Below are 18,761 nucleotides of genomic sequence, written 5' to 3'. Positions count from 1 at the left end.
CCGCTCCTTCGCCCGCCCGGGCCCAGACGCCGGCGTCCGCCGGCCGCGGGGCCGGCACCGACTGGCGAGTCCAGGACTCCGAGGGCCAGGACGCCCTCGCCTTTCTGGCGCCGTTGTCGGGCCGCGCGCTCTACACCCACTACTACGCCGAGGACGTCGCGCTTTTCGCGCCGCGCCTGTCGAAAGCGACGCGCGACGCCGTTCCCGCCCTGTGGCAGGCGGCTGAGGACGAAAGCTTCGGCCTGTTCTCCCCGAACCTGAACACCATCCTGTCCCACGCCGAGCGCGACGCCACCCTGGACGACATGATCGCCGCCCTGGGCGATCCGGAGAGGATCGTCCGCCCCGCCTACCAGCAAGGCCCTTACTGGGATCAGAAGGACTGGGACTGGTTCGTCCGCCACGCGCCGCAGACGCGCTCGGTGCTGGAAGCCATGAAGGCGGCCGGGTTCCCCGCGTTCCGGCGCGAGCGGGCGGGCGCGACGCTGGAGGCCGGGCTGACGATGCTTCGCGCCGCCCTGCCGGCCTTCGACATCATCAAGGTCGAGGAGAAACTGACGGGACGGACCTTCGATCCCCGCATCGACATCACCCTGATGCAGTTCTCCAAGCCGCACGGGATCAAGGTCCACGGCCAGAGGTTCCTGCAGTCGGCCGACTACGACGTGGGCCTGACCGTCCGCATCGCCGCCCACGAACTGCTGCATCCGCCCGTGCCGATGGAGGGCCCGACGGCCCTGGCGGCGCTGGCCGTCCTGGAGAAGGACCCGCTGATCTCCCGCATCGTCCGCGACCACGATCCAGGTCTGGGCTACACGACGCTGGAAGGCGTCCTCAACGAGGATCTGTGCCAGGCGCTGGACCAGACCGTCAGCGAGGTGCTCGGCGTGGCGCGCAATCCCGCCGACCGGTGGCGCACCCAGGACGATGGCATGCACGTGCTGGCGGCGGGTCTCTATGGCCTGCTGCGCGAGGACCGCTGGTCGCGCGAAGGCGGATCGATCGAGACCTGGCTGGCCGATGCGGTCCGCCGGGGACGGCTGGCGCCGGAGGTTCTCCACCCCGTCGCCGCCCGGGTGCTGGAGCGTCCGGTCGACCGGCTCTGGCCGCTGGCGCCCAACGCGTGACGAAAATTGGCTAGCGCAAGGCCAGCGTCAGCGTCTTGATGTCCACGTACTCGTCGATCCCGTGGGTTGAGCCTTCGCGGCCGTAGCCGGAGGACTTGACCCCGCCGAAGGGGGCGACCGCCGTCGACATCAGCCCGGTGTTGATCCCGCACATCCCCGCCTCGATCCGCCTGCCGATACGGAAGGCGCGGTCCAGGTCGCGGGTGAACAAATAGGAGGCCAGGCCGAATTCGCTGTCGTTCGCCTTGCGCAGGACCTCGTCCTCCGTTTCGAACGGGAAGATCGGGATCAGCGGGCCGAAGGTCTCTTCGTCGCGGAACAGCGTGTCGTCGCCGCCCAGGGTCACGGTCGGCTGGAAGAATCGGCCGCCCAGCGGGTGGCGGCCGCCCCCGGTCAGGACCCGGCCGCCCGAGGCCTGGACCTTCGACAGGTGATCCTCGACCTTGGCGATCGCCTTGTCTTCGATCAGGGGGCCGACCTTGACGTCGGGCTCGAAGGCGGGGCCGACCGGGATCTTCGCCACCTCGGCGGCGAGCTTCTGGGCATAGGCCTCCGCGACGCCCGCCTCGACATAGACGCGGTTCGGGCAGACGCAGGTCTGGCCCGAGTTGCGGAACTTGCCCTTGATGGTCTCGGCGACGGCCAGGTCCAGATCGGCGTCGGCGAACACGATCAGAGGCGCCGCGCCGCCCAGTTCCATCGACACCCGCTTCAGGGTCGGGGCGCACTGTTCGGCCAGCTTGCGGCCGACCGGGGTCGAACCGGTGAAGCTGAGCTTGCGGATTTCGGGCGAGGCCGTCAGCACGCCGCCGATGGTCGCCGCGTCGCCGGTGATCACGCTCAGCGCGCCCTCGGGCAGGCCCGCCTCATAGGCCAGTTCGGCCAGGGCGATGGCGGTGAAGGGCGTCTGGCTCGCCGGCTTGACCACGGCCGTGCAGCCGGCGGCGAAGGCGGGGCCCAGCTTTCGGGTCAGCATGGCCGCCGGGAAGTTCCAGGGCGTGATCAGCGCACAGGGCCCCACAGCCTCGCGGAACGTCAGCAGGACGTGGCCCAGCGGGCTGTCCTGGGTCTCGCCGAGCAGCCGTTCGGCCTCGCCGGCGAACCATTTGATGAAGCCGTTCGCATAGGCGACCTCGCCCTTGGCCTCTTCGAACGGCTTGCCGTTCTCCAGCGCCATCAGGGCGCCGAGGCCCTCGGTGTTCTCGTCGATCAGCCTCGCCCACTCGCGCAGGACGGCGGCGCGCCTGTGCGGGTCGGACCGGGACCAGTCGGGAAAGGCGTCCACCGCCGCCCGGATCGCCTGCTCGGTCTCGGTGCGGCCCAGGTCCGGAACATGGCCGATGACTTCGCCCGTCGCCGGATCGTCCACCGCGATCCGGGCGTCGCTCCTGACCGCCCGGCCGGCGATCAGGGCGTGTTCGCGCAACAGCTTCAGGCCGGCGTCGCGGGCGGTGGCGTTCATGGCGGGCGTCCGTGGGGAGGATACGGATGGGGTAACGCGTCAGTCGGTCATGGTGTTCAGGTCCCGCGCCTTGGTCTCGGGCAGCCAGATCAGGCTGACGACCACGGCGACCAGGGTGAACGCGACCGAATACCAGAGGCCGAAGTAGATATTCCCCGACGCCGCCACCAGGGCGAAGCTGGCCGCCGGCAGCAGGCCGCCCACCCAGCCGGTGCCGATGTTGTAGGGCAGGCTCATGGCCGTGTAGCGCACCCGGGTGGGGAACAGCTCGACCAGGGCCGCGGCCTGCGGGCCGTACAGCGCCGTCGCGCCGACCATGAAGATCATCAGGATCAGGAACACCAGTGGCAGGTTGACCCGCGCGGATCGGCCTTCTCGGGATAGCCGGCCTGGACGAGGGCGGCCTTCACCCGGCCCTCGACGTCGGCGCGGACGGCCTTCAGCGCCTCGGGCGTCATGCCGGCGCCCTCGACGGAGGGAACCTCGGCCGAGCCGATGCGAACCACCGCCACCGAGCCGGCGGGCGCCGCGGCGTTGGCGTAAGAGACCCCGGCGTTGGACAGGACGCTCTTGGCGATGTCGCACGAGCTGGAGAAGGTCGCCTTGCCGATGGGGTCGAACTGCAGCGCGCAGGCCGCGGGGTCGGCGACGACCGTGACCGGCGAGGCCGCCTGCGCCTCCGCCAGCGCCGGATTGGCGGCCCGCGTCAGGGCGTGGAAGCCGGGGAAGAAGGCGACCAGGGCCAGGATCATGCCGAACAGCATCACGGGCTTGCGGCCCAACCGGTCCGACAGCCAGCCGAAGAAGATGTAGAGGAAGGCCGAGGCGACGGTGACCGCCAGGACCAGTTGGTCGACGGTGTTGGTGTCGACCTTCAGCACCCGCTCCATGAAGAAGCGGGTGTAGAAATAGCCGCAGTACCAGACCGCGCCCTGGGCGATCATGATCCCGAACAGGGCGATCAGGACGAAGCGGCCGTTCTTCCAGGTCAGGAAGGCTTCGCGGTAGGGCGCGCGCCGTTCTCCGCCCTCTTCCTCCATGCGCTGATAGGCCGGGCTCTCGTTCAGCTTCAGCCGGATCCACAGCGACACGGCCAGCAGCAGGGCCGACAGCAGGAACGGGATGCGCCAGCCCCAGGCGTCGAAGGCCTCGACGCCGACGACGGCCCGGGTGACCAGGATCACCGTCAGGGCTCCGATCAGCCCCATGGCGGCGGTGGTCTGAATCCAGCCGGTCAGCAGGCCGCGCTTCTTCGGGGGCGAGTGTTCAGCGACATAGATCGCCGCCCCGCCGTATTCGCCGCCCAGGGCGAAGCCCTGCAGCATGCGCATGACCAGCAGCAGGATCGGGGCCGCCAGACCGATCTGGCCGTAGTCGGGAAGCAGGCCGATGGCCACGGTGGCCAGGCCCATCAGGGTGATCGTCACCAGGAAGGTGGTCTTGCGGCCGGTCTTGTCGCCGAACCAGCCGAACACCAGGGCGCCCAGCGGCCGCACCACGAAGCCCAGGCCGAAGGTCAGCAGGGCCATGATGTAGCTGACGGTCTCGCCGGCGTCGGCGAAGAAGTGCCGGGCGATGATCGTCGTCAGCGAACCGAAGACGAAGAAGTCGTACCATTCGAACGCGGTGCCCGCGGCCGAAGCCCCGACCACCGTCCTCAGTCCCGGGCCCTCACGGGTTTCCGTCGCCTGCGTCATCTTCCGCCTCCCCGCGCGTCTCCGGGCGTCTCTGGCGGACGCCTGTGGCGGCGATGCTAGACGGCGCGTCGGTCCGCGCAAGAGGGGGATCCGGACAAGCGAAGGCCCGCCGGGGGAGCCGACGGGCCTTCTTCATCCGCGCCGCGCGTCGGGGGAATCGCGGCCCGGGAAACGAACTTAGTTCTTGGCGTCTTCCGCCGCGCCGGTCACCGCGCTGCGGCGGCCGAGGCGTCGCGTCCGACCCCCGAGATGGTGTTGCAGGCCGCGGCGGTCAGGGCGGCGGCGGCGGCGACCAGAACAAATACCTTGCGCATGTCGATACTCCTTGAAGCCGGGGAGGGGGCCGCCTGGAAAGGCGGGGAGGCTCTGCGGGAATCAACGTCGCGGGAAGGGTGGGGTTCCCACGTCGGCCGGGTCGGTCGGGATCACCGCCTCGGGGGTTGCGAAGGTCATCCGGGCGATCGTGCCGCCGCCCTCTGCGGTCGCCATCTCGACCTCGCCTCTCAGCTGTTTGGCGAACGCGCCCATCAGGGTCCGGCCGACGCCGGCCCGCATCGACTCCGTGACGCCGGGGCCGTCGTCCTGCACCTCCAGCACGCTGATATCGCCATCGACCCGGAAGCGCACCTTCAGATCTCCCCCGCGCTCGGCGAAGGCGTGCTTCTGGGCGTTGGTGACCGCTTCCACCAGCCACAGGGCGAGCGGCGCCAACTTGTCGGGATCCACCACCAGGGAATCCGCCTCGACCGACGACGTCACCAGGTGGCCGCGGACGGCCTCGCTGGCGATCAGCTGCCCGACCAGTTCGGTCAGGAAGATGCGGGCGTCGGCGTAGCGCAGGTCGTCGCTCTGGTAGAGGGTGCGGTAGATGAGGGCGAGGGCCGAGATCCGCTGGCGGGTGTCGCCCACCGCGGCCTTGGCCGGCGCGTCCTTCAACGCGCGCTGCTGCATCGACAGCAGCGAGGAGATGATCTGCAGGTTGTTCTTCACCCGGTGGTGGATCTCGCGCATCAGCGCGTCCTTCTCGGCCAGCGAGGCGAGCAGGGCGGCGTCCCGGGTGGTGATGGTCTCGGCCAGTTCGTCCAGGGTCGTCGCCAGCACCCGGATCTCGGACGGCGCGTTGACCGCCTGGACGGGCCGGACCGAGAACCGGCCCCGGGCGTAGATGGCGGCGATCCGTTCCAGATACTCCAGCCAGCGCACGACGATCCGATCGCTGACCAGCATCACGCAGGCGAAGGCGACGAACCAGGCCAGCAACGGCATCACCAGGGCGCTGACGGGGTTCAGCCGCGCCCAGGACAGCAGGCCTGGCGCCGGAGCCGACAGCAGGGCGTAGACGTCGCGGCCGGCCAGGGCCGCGCCCGCGAAGACCCGATGCCGCCCGTCGGAATCGGCCTCGAAAATCGCCGATCCGTCCGCCCGGGCGCGATCGACCCAGCCGATCAGGCTCCGCCGGCCGTCCAGGGTGAAGGCGTCCATGTCGGTGGCGGTCAGAATCCGACCCTCGGCGTCGGTCAGCGCGGCCTCGGATCCTTCCGGCAAGCTGGGGTCCGCGACGTCCGGCTGAAGGGCGGACAGCGGGATCAGGGCGATCATGGCCCCGTCGAACGCGCCCAAAGGACGCTCCAGCCTGAGGGCGACGACCAGCTGCGGCGGCTGGCCGTCCTGAGCGGGCGCGCGGGCCAGCACGGTGCTTTCGCCGGCCCGCAGCCGCTGAAACCAGGCGCTGTTGCGCGCCTGGGCCAGCCAGCCGGGCGGGGCCCGGCCCAGTTCGCGCGAGGCGCAGGTCGTCTGACCGGTCGGAGTCAGCCGCGCCAGCCCGTCGATCCGATCGACCTGCTGGACCAGGGCGGTGAGGCGCGGTTCGCAGAAGATCTCCAGCGCCTCGGGCCGCAGCGCCTGCAGCAGCACGCCGGTGCTGTCCAACCGAGCCTTGGCGCTGGCCGCGGTGCGTTCGGCGGCCAGTTGCAGGTCCGACCTCCGCTCCTCGGCCTGCAGCCGGAACTGCGACTGGGCCTGGAAGGCGCCGAGCAGCAGGATGGGCAGCAGGCTGAGGGCCAGGGCGACGCCCAGCCGGAAGCGGATGCCCTGGAACCTCGGTGGCGCCAGTCCCCGGCCGAACGCGCGTCCAAGCCGGACCACCCGCTCAGTCCCGGACGTTGCTCAGGCGGTCGGCGTCGGCCAGGATGGAACGCATGGCGTCGCCGGCGGCGCGCCCGTCGCGGGCGTACCCGCCCTTCTCCAGCGTGGCCTGCAGCGCCTTGCGGGCGCGCGACACGCGGCTCTTCACCGTACCGACCGCGCACTGGCAGATTTCGGCCGCCTCCTCGTAGGCGAAGCCGCCCGCGCCCACCAGGATCAGCGCTTCGCGCTGCTCCTCGGGCAAGGTCGCCAGGGCCAGCCGCAACTCGTCCAGGGCCACCGGCGATTCGGGATCGTCCACCGCGACCAGGGTCCGCTCGGCGGCTTCCTGGTCCAGCTGGGACTGGCGCCACGACCGGCGTTTCTCGGAATAGAACTGGTTGCGAAGGATCATGAAGGTCCAGGCCTTCATGTTGGTGCCCATCTGATAGCTGGCCCGCGCGTCCCAGGCCTTCATCATCGCGTCCTGCGCCAGATCGTCGGCCGCCGTCGGGTCGCCCGTCAGGGTGCGCGCGAAGGCTCGCAGGTGCGGGATCAGCGTCACGAGCTCCTTCTTGAAGGCGTCGTCGTCGGCTGAAGGCGGCTTGGGCGGCGGATTGGCGGCTCCGCTCATGCGCCCTCCCCGCCGGCGGACCGCTTGTCCGCGCGCCGCAGGATGTCCAGGAATTCGTCCGGCACGGGCTCGTTGACCACTTCGTCGAACATGTGGCGCAGCTTGACGCCGATCGCCTGCTGACGAAGGCGCGCCTCCTCCAGGCCGGCGCCGCCCTTGGGCGCCTTGCCCGGGGGATTTGAATTATCTGTCATCGAAAAAACGGTGGCCACCCTGACTCTGCGTTATCAATGCCGGGAACGCCAGCCTGCGTCGAGGGTTCCGGCATGGGCTTCACAATATGCTGAAGCTTGTCGAGCTTGCCTGGAACCGTGGCGCATTTGATACGTTCGACAGAGCTGTAGCGGCTCCGTCCGAGAGCCGATGACTGTCGGGGAATTTGAGTATGAGCCTTTTGGCCCGCCTTGCGCCGCATCTTCCGTACGTTCGCCGGTATGCGCGCGCGCTGACCGGGGACCAGACCACCGGCGACAACTACGTCCGCGTCGCGCTCGAGGCGCTGGCGGCCGGGGAACGCCAACTGCCCGCGGATATGACGCCGCGCGTCGCGCTGTATCACGTGTTTCACGCCATCTGGGCCTCGACCGGCGCCCATCTGGAGGACAAGAGCGGCATGGACGGCCGCGAGGACGCCACGGGCCGCCTGATGCGGATCGCGCCCCGGTCGCGCCAAGCCTTCCTGCTGACGGCCCTGGAAGGGTTCACTCCGTCCGAGGCGGCGCAGATCCTGGAGGCGGACGCCCACGACGTCGAACGTTTGATCGCCGAAGCCCAGTCCGACATCGACGCCGAGCTGGCCACCGACGTCCTGATCATCGAGGACGAGGCCATCATCTCGGCCGACATCGAAAGCCTGGTGAAGGAGCTGGGTCACCGCGTGACCGGCACGGCCACCACCCACGACGAGGCCGTCGACGCCGTCGCCCGCCACCGTCCGGGACTCGTTCTGGCCGATATCCAGCTTGCCGACGGCTCCTCCGGCATCGACGCCGTCAAGGACATCCTCAAGCGGATCGACGTGCCGGTGATCTTCATCACGGCCTTCCCGGAACGTCTTCTCACCGGCGAACGGCCCGAGCCGACCTTCCTGATCACCAAGCCCTTCCAGCCCGAAACGGTGAAGGCGGCGATCAGTCAGGCGCTCTTCTTCCATCCGTCGCGGCAGCGTGAAGCGGCGTAACCGCTTCGCTCTCGAGACACCGGAAAAGCCCCGGCCGCCGGCCGGGGTTTTTACGTCTAGGCGGGCGGCGCGGCCTGGGTCGTGGGCGCGTTGACGTTGGGCGCCTCGCCGGTTGCGGGCGACGTCGGCCGACCCTCGGCGGTGGTGGGCGCGTCCGCCGTGGGCGGGGTGGCCTGGGCGCCGCTGAAGGCCTGGGAATCGACGGCCTGCTCGCCGTTGTTGGCGTTGGTCCGGGCGAAGCCGCCCTGGCTGACGAACCACATGCCCAGCAACAGGACGGCCGCCGCCCCGGCCGAGATCACCAGCAGGGTCAGGATCCGCACGCCGCCTCGGCCGCCGCGTACATACTGCGCCTCGACCGGCCGGCCCTCGTGCACGGCGTCGGCCGACTTGTCGTGGGGAGATTGGTGCGTCATGGGTCGCCTCCGGGTCGTTTGGCCTTGCTCCTAGAACGCGGGGTTCAGCGCCGCCGTTCCGGCCGTCCATGGGCGCGAAAAAATATCGCCGCGCGCCGGAACCCTGGAGGGTCGCCGCCGTTATCGGTCTGCGGAGGCGGCGACGCCCCCCCGACTTGAGACCGGCCACAGCTGGTCTGTCGCCTCCGCGCCTCATTCTCGATGATGCCACTTCAAGGCGGACCTGACCGGGTCCGCCTTTTTCTTGGTCCCGTCTGGACAGGCGCGCCGGGGTGGCCACTATGCGGGTCCTGAAAGAAAACCCGGAGATGACCATGGACCGCGTCAACCGTCAGTGGGTGCTGCGCCAACGCCCCAAGGGACTGATCCAGCCGGGCGATCTGGAACTGGTCGATGCGCCCGTCCCGGCGCTGAACGAGGGCGAGGTGCTGATCCGCACCGTCTACCTGTCCCTGGACCCGACGAACCGGACCTGGATGAACGACGCCGAGGGTTATCTGCCGGCGGTGCCGCTGGGCGGGGTGATGCGCGGGCTGACGCTGGGCGTGGTCGAGGACAGCCGGTCCGGCCGGTTCAAGGCGGGCGACGTGGTCTCGACCGCCGCCGGCGGCTGGTCCCACTACGCCGTGGTCCCGGACGGCGCGGTGTCCCGCGTTCACCGCGCGCCGGGGCTTCCCCTGACCGCCAACATGTCGGTCTTGGGCATGACCGGCATGACCGCCTATTTCGGCGTCACCGACGTCCTGAAGGCCAAGGCGGGCGAGACGCTGGTGATCTCGGCCGCCGCGGGCGCGGTCGGCTCGATCGCGGGACAGGTGGCCAAGGCGCGCGGCGCGCGGGTCATCGGCATCGCCGGCGGTCCCGACAAATGCCGCTGGCTGACCCAGGAGCTCGGGTTCGACGCGGCCATCGACTACAAGGGCGAGGACGTCGGCGACGCCCTGGATCGCCTGGCTCCCGACGGAATCGACCTGAATTTCGAGAACGTGGGCGGCGACATCATGATCGCCGTCTGGAACCGCATGAAGGTCCACGGTCGCATGGCGGTCTGCGGCCTGATCTCGGCCTATAACGCCACCCGCATGCCGCCGTCGCCCAACTTCAGCCGGATCATCACCCACCGCCTGCAGGTGCAGGGCTTCCTGGTCCTGGACTACGCCCACCGGGCCAAGGAGATGGTGGCCGAGATGGGGCCTTGGCTGGCCGACGGCCGGATCCAGTGGAAGGTTCACGTGGACGACGGCCTGGACGGCGCGCTCGACTCCCTGAACCGCTTGTTCACTGGCGACCACGACGGCAAGCTGCTGGTCCGCGTCTCCGAAGAACCGGCCGCGTAAGGAGCCAGCGCATGACCGAGCCTCTGCACGTCCATTTCGAAGATCTGGGCGTGGGCGAGGTGGTGCCCCTGGGGGCCTGCATGGTCGATCCGGCCGCGCTGGAGGTGTTCGTCGAGCGCTTCCTGCCCGGGTGGGATCCGGCCTACGGAGCCCCCGACGCCATGGTCTACGCCCTGTGGAGCCGGCTGTTCGCCGACAAGGCCGCCGGCTGGGCCCAGTCCAAGGTGCTGGCCGTGGACGGCCTGAGATACCTGCGCAACCCGCCGGCGGCGAACTGATGCGCGGCCGCATGACGGTCATGGGCAAGGATCCCGTCGGCGACGAGAAGGGCATCGTCATCGCCCAGCAGGACCTGCTCGACGAGGCCGGCCGGCTGATCTTCTCCTGCCTGACCCGGTCGCTTTTGGCCCGCCGCTGACGCGGCCCTTCGGGCTGCGAGTGGCTAGTGCAGTTGCCGCCATGCATGAAAAACCCCGCCTGGCGAAACCGGGCGGGGTTGTTTCTTTTCGGTCGGCCAGTGCCACTAGCCACTAGCCACTAGCCCATCACGCGTTGGCGGCGACCGGCTGGGTCTCGGCCCGTTCGAAGGCCATGGCGATCAGGCGGTCCCAGCCCAGCAGCGACACCAGGTGGGCGTAGATCTGGCCCAGGGCGCCGTTGTCGCGCAGTTCGGCCAGTTTTTCAGCCGACAGCGCCTTCAGCTTGTCTTCCGAGACGGCGAAATACTCGGCCAGCTTCTGAGGCTCGGCCGCGGTGCCGTCCGGATTGCGCGGGGTGAAGAGGGCCTCGCGGGTGTCGAACAGGTCCAGGTCGACCAGCAGCTTGATGAAGGATTCGGTGCGCAGGCGCTCCTGCTCGAAATTGTTGCAGAACTCCATCGCCTGCTGGGTGTAGGTCGAGGGCTGGCCGTCCGCGAACAGAGGCGTCTGGCCGCCTTCCTTCAGGAACGACGCATTGCGGTCGATGCACAGGATCAGGCGCTTCTGGGCGTCGTCGTTGGCGAACACGAACGGGTAGCGGCGGACGTAGGCCGGAATATAGGCCTCGGGCCGGAAGTCGCCCTCGGCGTTGACGTACAGGTTTTCGCCGGGGCGCAGACCCATCACCGCCACGGGCTGCTTGCTGTCGCCGACGAAGATCACCGGATAGGACAGGGCTGCCGGCGCGAACTCGGTCACCGTCAGCGGCACCAGGTGCGCCTGGGCGGTGAAGGCGTAGGGCTTGTCGACCGGGTCGACGCCCAGGGCGCCGTGCGCCTCGACCGACAGCGGCTCGGGCTTGCTGTAGAACAGGACGTTGCCGGACAGGGCGGCCTCGGCGGGAGCGGTGGTGTCGGTCATGGACGCGTGAAGCTCTGGAAAAGGATGAAGGCGCGCCTTCTAGCCCAGACGGCGGGGAGCGGCAAACAGCGTCGCGCCACAGGCGATGGCCGCCGCCGCTCCCTCGGAGCCGTCAGCCCTAGAAGACCGCCCGCACGCCCAGGGTCAGGTTGCGTCCGCGAAGGGGCGCGACATTCGTCAGGAACGAAGCGTGGTTCAGCGCCACCTCGTCCAGCAGGTTGTTGCCGCGCAGATAGACCTGGGTTCCGACGCCGCCCACGGTGAAGTCATAGGCGACCGTGGCGTTCAGCATGTCGTAGCCCGGCGTCTCGGTCTCGAAGGCGGCGATGTCGTCCTGTTCGAAGACGTGCTGGAACTCGACGTCGCCGGACCAGGCGTCGTGCAGGAACTCGGCCCGGGCGCCCAGCCGGGCGGCCGGGATGCGCGGCACGTCACCGCCGCCGCCGCTGAACTTGGCCCGCACGTAGTCGCCGAAGACCTCGCCCGAGAGCCAGGGCGTGAACCGATGCTTGATCTCGCCCTCGACGCCGGTGAACACCGCGTCGCGCTGGCTGTACCGGATCAGGCGGAAGTTCTCGAAGGTGTCCAGGGTCTCGGCGTAGATGTAGCCGTCGTAGTCGTAACGGTAGGCGCTCGCCGAGAAGGTGGTGTCGCCGGCCGTCCTGCGCAGCGCGATCTCGGCGGCGTTGACGGTTTCGACGTCCAGCGTCGGCGTCCCGATCTCATAGGTGTTGGTGGCCAGGTGGACGCCCCGGGCGAACAGCTCCTGGGCCGTCGGCGCGCGCTGCGAGCGAGACAGCGAAGCGGCGACCGACCAGTCCGGCGCGAAGCTCCAGACCGCCCCGCCCGAGATCGAGAAGGGTTCGTGGCTGGCGTCCGGCTTGCCGACGGCCTCGATCTCCTGCCACTCCTGGCGCGCGGCCAGTTCGAAGCGCACGGCGCCCAGCTGGAACTCCTCCATGGCGAACAGGGCGTTCGAGGTCGTCCGGCTTTCCGGCAGGAAGGCTTCCTCGCCCACGGCCGCGAAATCGCTGCGGGTCGACTGCAGGCCGACGACGCCGCGCAACGCCCCGATCGGCGAGTGCTCCAGCTCGACGCGCGTGTCGTAGCCCTCGTTGGTGAAGGTGGTGGCGACCTCGTCGCCCTCCAGCTCGTCGTGGGCGTAGTCGGTGTAGCCGCCCCGGAAGCTCAGCCGCTCGACCCCGGCCATCGGCTGGCGGATCTCGCCGCGCAGGTCCACGCGACGGCTGCGCAGGTCGATGGTCGGGACCTCGCCGCCGTGCTCGTGCTCATGGTCGTGATCGTCGTCGCCGTGGTCGTGGCCGCCGCAGTGCAGGGACGTCCCGTGCCGGTGGCAGTCCTCGTACTCGTGGCTGTGGCCCGGCAGGCCGTAGTTGCTCTCCTGGTCGGTGTAGGCGAGGCCCAGGTAGCCGCGCGATCCCGCCCAGGAGGCGCCGACGGTGACCGTCTGGGTATCGTTGAAGGATCCGGCCAGCCGGTCGAAGGACTCATCCTCCTCGTCGCCGTCCGCGTGGTCCTCGTGCGGCGATGATAGGTGGGGACGGCGTAGTCGTCGGACTCGCGCTTCAACGCCTCGAGCCGCAGCGCGAAGCCGCCGCCCAGGCCGGCGGTCACCCCGGCGACCACGGTGCGTTCCTCGTCCGCCGTGCCGGCCCGCGCCTCGACCGCGCCGTGAACGCCGTCGGTCGGACGGGTCGGGATGCGCTTGTCGACGACGTTGACGGCGCCGCCGATCGCGCCGCCGCCATACAGCAGGGCGCTGGGCCCGCGCAGAATCTCGATGCTGTCGATCAGCAGGGGCTCGACGCTCACCGCGTGATCCGGCGAAATCTCCGAGGCGTCGAGCAGGGCGGCGCCGTTGCTCAGCACCCGCACCCGGGGCGAGGTTTGGCCGCGGATCACCGGCCGGCTGGCGCCGCCGCCGAAGGTGTCGGAGTTGACGCCCGGAATGCCGGACAGGGTCTCGCCCAGGGTCGCCTGGCGACGGTGCACCAACTCGTCGCCCGACAGCACCGCGACGCTCGAGACCACCTCGTGCGCTCCGCGTCCCAGCGGCAGGGCGGTGACGACCACCTCGTCCAGTTCCGCCGGTTCCTGAGAGGGCTGGGACTGGGCGGCGGCCGCGCCGGCCATGAGGGCGAAACCGCTCACGGCGGTGAGGAGCAGGGAGAGACGCATGAATTCGTTCCGACGCTGAAGACCTCGCTCCGGATATGTTATAATGTTACATCGTTCAAGTCCGAAAACGCGGAGCGCCGCCCTGGCCGGAGACATCTTCACCTACATCGAGGGGCTCCAGTCGCCCGAACCCTGGGGTTCGGTCCTGGACGCCGGCGTCGGGGTCAATTCGGCCGAATGGCTCCTGTCGCTGGAGACCGACCGCTGGACCGCCGTGACGGCGTCGCGCGGGCACGCCCGCCAGGTCGAGAGGGCGATCGGCGCGCGCCAGCGGCCCCAGGACAGCCTGATCGTGGGCAATTGGATGGACGAGGGCCTGCTGCGCGGCCAAGTCTACGACGTCGTCCTGGCGGACTATCTTCTGGGCGCCGTGGAGGGGTTCGGTCCCTATTTCCAGGACGCGCTCTTTCGCCGTCTGCGGCCGCTGGTCGGCCGGCGGCTGTATGTGGTGGGCCTGGATCCCTATGTGGTCGGCGAGGCGCCGGATCCGGCCGCCCGATGCGTGCGCGAGATCGGCCGGCTGCGCGACGTCTGCCAGCTTCTGGCGGACGAGACCCCCTATCGGGAGTACCCCGCCGAATGGGTGTGCGACCGGCTGCGCGAGGCGGGCTTCCGGGTTCTTTCGGCCCAGCGGTTCGCGAATCGCTACAAGGCCCGTTGGGTGAACAGCCAATTGGACATGGGCCTGCGGCGATTGGCGAAGGTCCCTGACCGGGCGCTGGCCGCCGCGCTCGAGGCGCGCATCGCCGCGCTCCGGACCCGGGCCCTGGAGCAGGCCGAACGCGACGGCGGGCTGAGGCACGGGTTCGACTATGTGATCGCGGCCGAGCCGTGCTGAGGCCCCTCGGGTCGGGGCGTGCGGTTGCGGCCGGTCCGGGGAAGGACTAGCTCTTGGACATGGGCGACGCCTGTCATCATCACCATCACGACGGCCGCCCAGCGCGTCGGACGTCTCGCGCGCCCTGGGCGCCGCCGAGGCCCGGCTGACGACCGAGGGCGAGCGCATGACCGCCGCCCGCATGCGGGTGCTTGAACTGTTGCTCGCCGCCGGAGAGCCGGTGAAGGCCTACGATCTGATCGCCCGCTTCGGCGAGGACGGCCAGCCGGCCAAGCCTCCCACCGTCTACCGCGCTCTGGAGTTCCTGGAACGCATGGGCCTGGTCCACCGCATCGCCTCCATCAGCGCCTATGTCGCGTGCAGCACCGGCGGGGCGGACCACGCCGCCGCCTTCCTGATCTGCGACTGCTGCGGCGCGACGGAAGAGGTCCCGGCCTCGGTCGCCGAAGGCCTGGACCAGGCCGCGCGCGCCACGGGATACGCCATCGAGCGCACCACCATCGAGGCGCACGGCCGCTGCCCCGCCTGCCGGGTCGCCGCCTGACCCGTCAGTTTCTCTGGAAAACCCTGTCAGCTGCCTCTATCTGGATCAGATGGACGCGATCCGGCTCTCCCCGCCCCGTCGCCTGAGCCTGCCCGTCGACAACCGATGGGGCGCGGGCGACATGGCTGTCCTCGATTTCGGCGATCCCAAGCGGCCGGTCGACCTGGTCTTCGTCCACGCCAACGGCTTCAACGCCATGACCTATCGCACGTTGCTGGCGCCGCTGTCCGGCAGCCTGCGGCTCTGGGCCCCGGACCTGCGCGGGCACGGCGCCACCACCTTGCCGCCTCGCACCGAGGGTCGCCGGGGTTGGAGCGATCACCGCGACGACCTGATCGGCCTCCTCGACGCCCTCGACGGTCCGCCCGTGGTGCTGGCGGGCCATTCCATGGGAGCGACGGCGGCGCTGCTCGCCGCCGCCGAGCGGCCCGGGCGCGTTCCCGCCTGGTGCTGTTCGACCCGGTGATCTGGACGCGATGGATGGCGGGGCTGTTCCAGCTGCCCCTGTTCGACCGCCTGGCCGGCGGCATCCCCCTGGTCCGCGGAGCCCTGCGCCGCCGCGCCGTCTTCGACAGCCGCGAGCAGGCCATGGCCGCCTACCTGGGGCGGGGCGCCTTCAAGGGCTGGCCCGAGATGATGCTGGCCGACTACCTGACCGACGGCCTGGCCGAAACCGATCAGGGCTTCACCCTGACCTGCCCGCCCCAGTGGGAGGCGTCCAACTACGCGGCCCAGGCGCACGATCCCTGGCGCGCCCTGCGCCAGGTCGGCCGGCCCGTCCGCATTCTGAAGGGCGAGACCGGATCGACCTGCCATGTTCCGGCGAATCCGCGCGGCCTGCCCGGGGTGACAGTCGAGACCGTGCCCGGCGGAACGCACTTTTTCCCGATGCTAATGCCGGACGTCGCCCGCGACGCCCTGTTCGAAGCCGCGGTCTGATCGGAACTCTCGGGCCGCTGGCGCCCGCGGCCGTCAGCGGCTAAACCGCCGCCCACAAGAACAAGCCTTCAGTTCAGGGAAACGCCGCATCATGCGCGACATCAACCACTTCATCGGCGGCGCTTCGTTCACCGGCGCCTCGGGCCGATTCTCGGACGTGTTCAATCCGAACACCGGCGAGGTCCAGGCCCGGGTCCAGCTGGCCTCCGTCGCCGAGGTGGATCGCGCCGTGCAGGCCGCCCAGGCCGCCTTCGACGGCTGGTCCTCGACCAATCCGCAGCGCCGCGCGCGGGTGATGTTCGAGTTCAAGCGGCTGGTCGAGGCGAACATGAACGAGCTGGCCGAACGGCTGTCGTCCGAGCACGGCAAGGTCATCGCCGACTCCAAGGGCGACATCCAGCGCGGCCTGGAAGTGATCGAGTTCGCTTGCGGCATCCCGCACGCCCTGAAGGGCGAATACACCTGGGGCGCCGGCCCCGGCATCGACGTCTATTCGATGCGCCAGCCGTTGGGCGTCGTCTCGGGCATCACCCCGTTCAACTTCCCGGCCATGATCCCGATGTGGATGTTCGGCGTGGCCATCGCCGTGGGCAACACCTTCGTCCTGAAGCCCTCCGAGCGTGACCCCTCCGTGCCGGTCCGCCTGGCCGAGCTGATGATGGAGGCGGGCGCCCCCGCCGGCGTGCTGAACGTCGTCCATGGCGACAAGGCCGCCGTCGACGCCATCCTGACCCATCCTCAGGTCCACGCCGTCAGCTTCGTCGGCTCGTCCGACATCGCCCACTACGTCTACCAGATGGGCGCCCAGCACGGGAAACGCGTCCAGGCCATGGGCGGCGCCAAGAACCACGGCATCGTCCTGCCCGACGCCGACATGGATCAGGTCGTCAAGGATCTGTCCGGCGCGGCCTTCGGCAGCGCCGGCGAGCGCTGCATGGCCCTGCCGGTGGTGGTGCCGGTCGGCCAGAAGACCGCCGACGAACTGCGCGAGCGCATGGTCGCCGAGATCGACACGCTGCGGGTCGGCGTCTCGACCGACGCCGGCGCCCACTACGGCCCGGTCGTCACCGCCGCCCACAAGGCGCGCGTCGAGGGCTGGATCGAACAGGGCGTCAAGGACGGCGCCGAACTGGTCGTCGACGGCCGGGGCTTCACCCTGCAGGGCCACGAGAACGGCTACTTCGTCGGCCCGTCGCTGTTCGACCACGTCAAGCCCGAGATGGAGTCCTACAAGGAAGAGATCTTCGGCCCGGTGTTGCAGATCATGCGCGCCGCCAGCTTCGAGGAGGCCCTGTCGCTGCCGTCCAGGCACCAGTACGGCAACGGCGTCGCCATCTTCACCCAGAACGGCCGCGCGGCCCGCGACTTCGCCGCCCGCGTCAACGTCGGCATGGTCGGCATCAACGTGCCGATCCCGGTGCCTGTCGCCTATCACACCTTCGGCGGCTGGAAGCGCTCGGCCTTCGGCGACACCAACCAGCACGGCATGGAGGGCGTGAAGTTCTGGACCAAGGTCAAGACGATCACCGCCCGGTGGCCGGACTCGGAGCTGGAGCACGCCGACAGCTCCTTCGTCATCCCGACCATGGGCTGACGCGGGTGGGCGTCGTCGTCCGGCCGGCGTCCGCCGCGGACGCCGAGGTCCTGCACCAATTGATGCTGGGGCTGGCCGAGCATCAGGACCTGGCCGCCTTCGTGGCCGCGACCCCCGTCAGCTTGGCGCAGGCCCTTTCCGCCACGCCGCCGCGCGCGGCCTTCCTGCTGGCCCAACTCGACGCCGGCCGGTCGGCTATGTGTCCTGGACCCGCGTCTACGGCATCTGGCGGGGCGGGGATTATCTGAACCTGGACGACCTGTTCGTGGTCGAGAGCGCGCGGGGCGCGGGCGTCGGCGAAGCGTTGATGCGGGCCTTCGCCGAGGAGGCGGCCAAGGACGGATTGGCGGGCCGGTGGGAGGTCGGCGCCGACAACCTCGGCGCCCAGCGCTTCTATGTCCGGCTCGGCGCCGAGATGGAGAAGAAGATCATCGCGCGCTGGAGCCCGTCGGCGATGCGCGAGGCCTGAACCGTTCGCCTGTCCGGCGTTCGCGACAACGCTTTTCGGTGATAGGCGTTATGCTTGACGAACAGTGAAGCTGGAGCGCTCCCCCGCATGCGTCGGTTCTTTATCTGGTCCGCCCTCGCCGCCGTGATCGGGCTCGCCCTCGCCGGCGGCGGCTACTGGGCCTACTGGAATTTCTACGCCCGCTTCCAGCCGGTGACGATCACCCGCCACCAGGCGGACATCCAGCGCCTGCTGGACGAAAGCTCCTGGATCTCGGCGGGCGGCGGCGGCGAGCCGGTCTACATCATCGGCTACCGCGACTCGGCCGCCATGCAGCGCTACGAGCGCGAGGAGGCCCCCAAGCTCAGGGCCGCCGGCGCCGAGGTCCGCATCATCGTCTTCGCCCGCCCGGACCGCGAGGGCCTGGCCCAGTCGACCGCCGCCGAACGCGCCACCGTCGCCGAACTGTGGCTGACCCGGGACTGGCCGCTGTACCTGCGCTGGACCGCCACGCCGGTACGCAACTGGACCGCCGCGGGCATTCCCGCCGCGGACGGCAACCTGGCCCGCGCGGCGGTCGTCGAGGCCAGCCGCGACTTCGTCGTTCAGCTGACCGGCGACCTGGGCGAGGCCGGTCTCCAGACCCGCTATCCCCTGGTCATCTGGCGCGACCGCGAGGGCTTCATGAAGGCCTGCGCCTGTTCCGACAGCCGCTCCTGGGCCTTTGTCCGCGACGATTTGGACGCGCCCGATCGGATCGAGCCGGCGCCGGTCGCTCCGGCCGACGCGGTGTCGGCCCTGCCGTATCCCGGCGACGGCCAGCCTCCGGCCGCGACCTTGCCCTATCCGACCCTGCCGCCCGCGACGACCGGCGACGGCCAG

15 protein-coding genes and 6 pseudogenes are annotated in these 18,761 nt (G+C 70.0%); 11 read left to right on the top strand and 10 right to left on the bottom strand.

Annotated features, from left to right (window positions below; genetic code table 11):
• Positions 1 to 1,127 (top strand): hypothetical protein (locus AC2W7C_RS02865; RefSeq protein ID WP_486000087.1); only part of this gene is annotated, 1,127 nt, incomplete at its 5' end.
• Between the two features lie 10 nt (positions 1,128 to 1,137).
• Here the strand turns inward: AC2W7C_RS02865 and AC2W7C_RS02860 are convergent.
• The 6 genes and pseudogenes from AC2W7C_RS02860 to nepR form a co-directional block, all read right to left on the bottom strand.
• Positions 1,138 to 2,589 (bottom strand): NAD-dependent succinate-semialdehyde dehydrogenase, encoded by a 1,452-nt coding sequence (locus tag AC2W7C_RS02860; protein WP_486000086.1) that lies wholly within the window; start codon positions 2,587 to 2,589, stop codon positions 1,138 to 1,140.
• A gap of 39 nt (positions 2,590 to 2,628) precedes the next feature.
• Positions 2,629 to 4,286 (bottom strand): annotated as a pseudogene (locus tag AC2W7C_RS02855) (MFS transporter).
• Positions 4,287 to 4,463: 177 nt separating this feature from the next.
• Positions 4,464 to 4,600: pseudogene (locus AC2W7C_RS02850) on the bottom strand (entericidin A/B family lipoprotein).
• 61 nt (positions 4,601 to 4,661) lie between these two features.
• Positions 4,662 to 6,431 (bottom strand): sensor histidine kinase PhyK, encoded by a 1,770-nt coding sequence (gene phyK, locus AC2W7C_RS02845; protein ID WP_486000085.1) that lies wholly within the window; start codon positions 6,429 to 6,431, stop codon positions 4,662 to 4,664.
• A 4-nt stretch (positions 6,432 to 6,435) separates the two neighbouring features.
• Complete coding sequence (locus AC2W7C_RS02840) at positions 6,436 to 7,044, bottom strand: sigma-70 family RNA polymerase sigma factor (protein ID WP_486000084.1); 609 nt, start codon at positions 7,042 to 7,044, stop codon at positions 6,436 to 6,438.
• Positions 7,041 to 7,238 (bottom strand): anti-sigma T factor NepR, encoded by a 198-nt coding sequence (gene nepR, locus AC2W7C_RS02835; protein ID WP_486000083.1) that lies wholly within the window; start codon positions 7,236 to 7,238, stop codon positions 7,041 to 7,043. The genes AC2W7C_RS02840 and nepR overlap by 4 nt, the downstream gene beginning before the upstream one ends.
• A 191-nt stretch (positions 7,239 to 7,429) precedes the next feature.
• Between nepR and phyR the strand changes: the two genes are divergently transcribed.
• Positions 7,430 to 8,224: an anti-anti sigma factor/receiver protein PhyR gene (gene phyR, locus AC2W7C_RS02830; RefSeq protein ID WP_486000082.1), complete on the top strand. Its 795-nt coding sequence runs from the start codon at positions 7,430 to 7,432 to the stop codon at positions 8,222 to 8,224.
• 56 nt (positions 8,225 to 8,280) lie between these two features.
• On the opposite strand, the gene AC2W7C_RS02825 is transcribed toward phyR, so the two are convergent.
• Entirely contained in the window at positions 8,281 to 8,640 is a 360-nt protein-coding gene (locus tag AC2W7C_RS02825; RefSeq protein ID WP_486000081.1) for a hypothetical protein, read from the bottom strand.
• Between the two features lie 314 nt (positions 8,641 to 8,954).
• On the opposite strand from AC2W7C_RS02825, the gene AC2W7C_RS02820 reads away from it, so the two are divergent.
• Positions 8,955 to 9,977 (top strand): NADP-dependent oxidoreductase, encoded by a 1,023-nt coding sequence (locus tag AC2W7C_RS02820; RefSeq protein WP_486000080.1) that lies wholly within the window; start codon positions 8,955 to 8,957, stop codon positions 9,975 to 9,977.
• Positions 9,978 to 9,988: 11 nt separating this feature from the next.
• Positions 9,989 to 10,395 (top strand): annotated as a pseudogene (locus AC2W7C_RS02815) (acyl dehydratase).
• 127 nt (positions 10,396 to 10,522) lie between these two features.
• On the opposite strand, the gene AC2W7C_RS02810 reads toward AC2W7C_RS02815, so the two are convergent.
• The 3 genes and pseudogenes from AC2W7C_RS02810 to AC2W7C_RS02800 all read right to left on the bottom strand — a co-directional run.
• Complete coding sequence (locus tag AC2W7C_RS02810; protein ID WP_486000079.1) at positions 10,523 to 11,317, bottom strand: SapC family protein; 795 nt, start codon at positions 11,315 to 11,317, stop codon at positions 10,523 to 10,525.
• Between the two features lie 118 nt (positions 11,318 to 11,435).
• Complete coding sequence (locus tag AC2W7C_RS02805; protein ID WP_486000088.1) at positions 11,436 to 12,653, bottom strand: TonB-dependent receptor; 1,218 nt, start codon at positions 12,651 to 12,653, stop codon at positions 11,436 to 11,438.
• A 467-nt stretch (positions 12,654 to 13,120) separates the two neighbouring features.
• A pseudogene (locus tag AC2W7C_RS02800) lies at positions 13,121 to 13,471 on the bottom strand (TonB-dependent receptor plug domain-containing protein); the annotation flags it as partial.
• Positions 13,472 to 13,559: 88 nt separating this feature from the next.
• On the opposite strand from AC2W7C_RS02800, the gene AC2W7C_RS02795 reads away from it, so the two are divergent.
• From AC2W7C_RS02795 to AC2W7C_RS02765, 7 genes and pseudogenes are all read left to right on the top strand, one after another.
• Positions 13,560 to 14,354, top strand: a complete 795-nt coding sequence (locus AC2W7C_RS02795) for a class I SAM-dependent methyltransferase (protein WP_486000078.1) — start codon at positions 13,560 to 13,562, stop codon at positions 14,352 to 14,354.
• Between the two features lie 59 nt (positions 14,355 to 14,413).
• Positions 14,414 to 14,898, top strand: a pseudogene (locus AC2W7C_RS02790) (Fur family transcriptional regulator).
• A 49-nt stretch (positions 14,899 to 14,947) separates the two neighbouring features.
• Positions 14,948 to 15,837 (top strand): annotated as a pseudogene (locus AC2W7C_RS02785) (alpha/beta fold hydrolase).
• Between the two features lie 91 nt (positions 15,838 to 15,928).
• Positions 15,929 to 17,431, top strand: a complete 1,503-nt coding sequence (locus tag AC2W7C_RS02780; RefSeq protein WP_486000077.1) for a CoA-acylating methylmalonate-semialdehyde dehydrogenase — start codon at positions 15,929 to 15,931, stop codon at positions 17,429 to 17,431.
• Positions 17,432 to 17,436: 5 nt separating this feature from the next.
• Entirely contained in the window at positions 17,437 to 17,679 is a 243-nt protein-coding gene (locus AC2W7C_RS02775) for a hypothetical protein (protein ID WP_486000076.1), read from the top strand.
• Positions 17,631 to 17,900: a GNAT family N-acetyltransferase gene (locus tag AC2W7C_RS02770; RefSeq protein ID WP_486000075.1), complete on the top strand. Its 270-nt coding sequence runs from the start codon at positions 17,631 to 17,633 to the stop codon at positions 17,898 to 17,900. Before AC2W7C_RS02775 ends, AC2W7C_RS02770 begins: the two co-directional genes overlap by 49 nt.
• Before the next feature lie 87 nt (positions 17,901 to 17,987).
• A partial coding sequence (locus AC2W7C_RS02765) for a hypothetical protein (protein ID WP_486000074.1) occupies positions 17,988 to 18,761 on the top strand: 774 nt, incomplete at its 3' end.

It is taken from the genome of Brevundimonas sp. CURTG3B2_SDJG (genome assembly GCF_057364705.1).
This window is presented reverse-complemented; position numbering and strand designations above follow the sequence as displayed.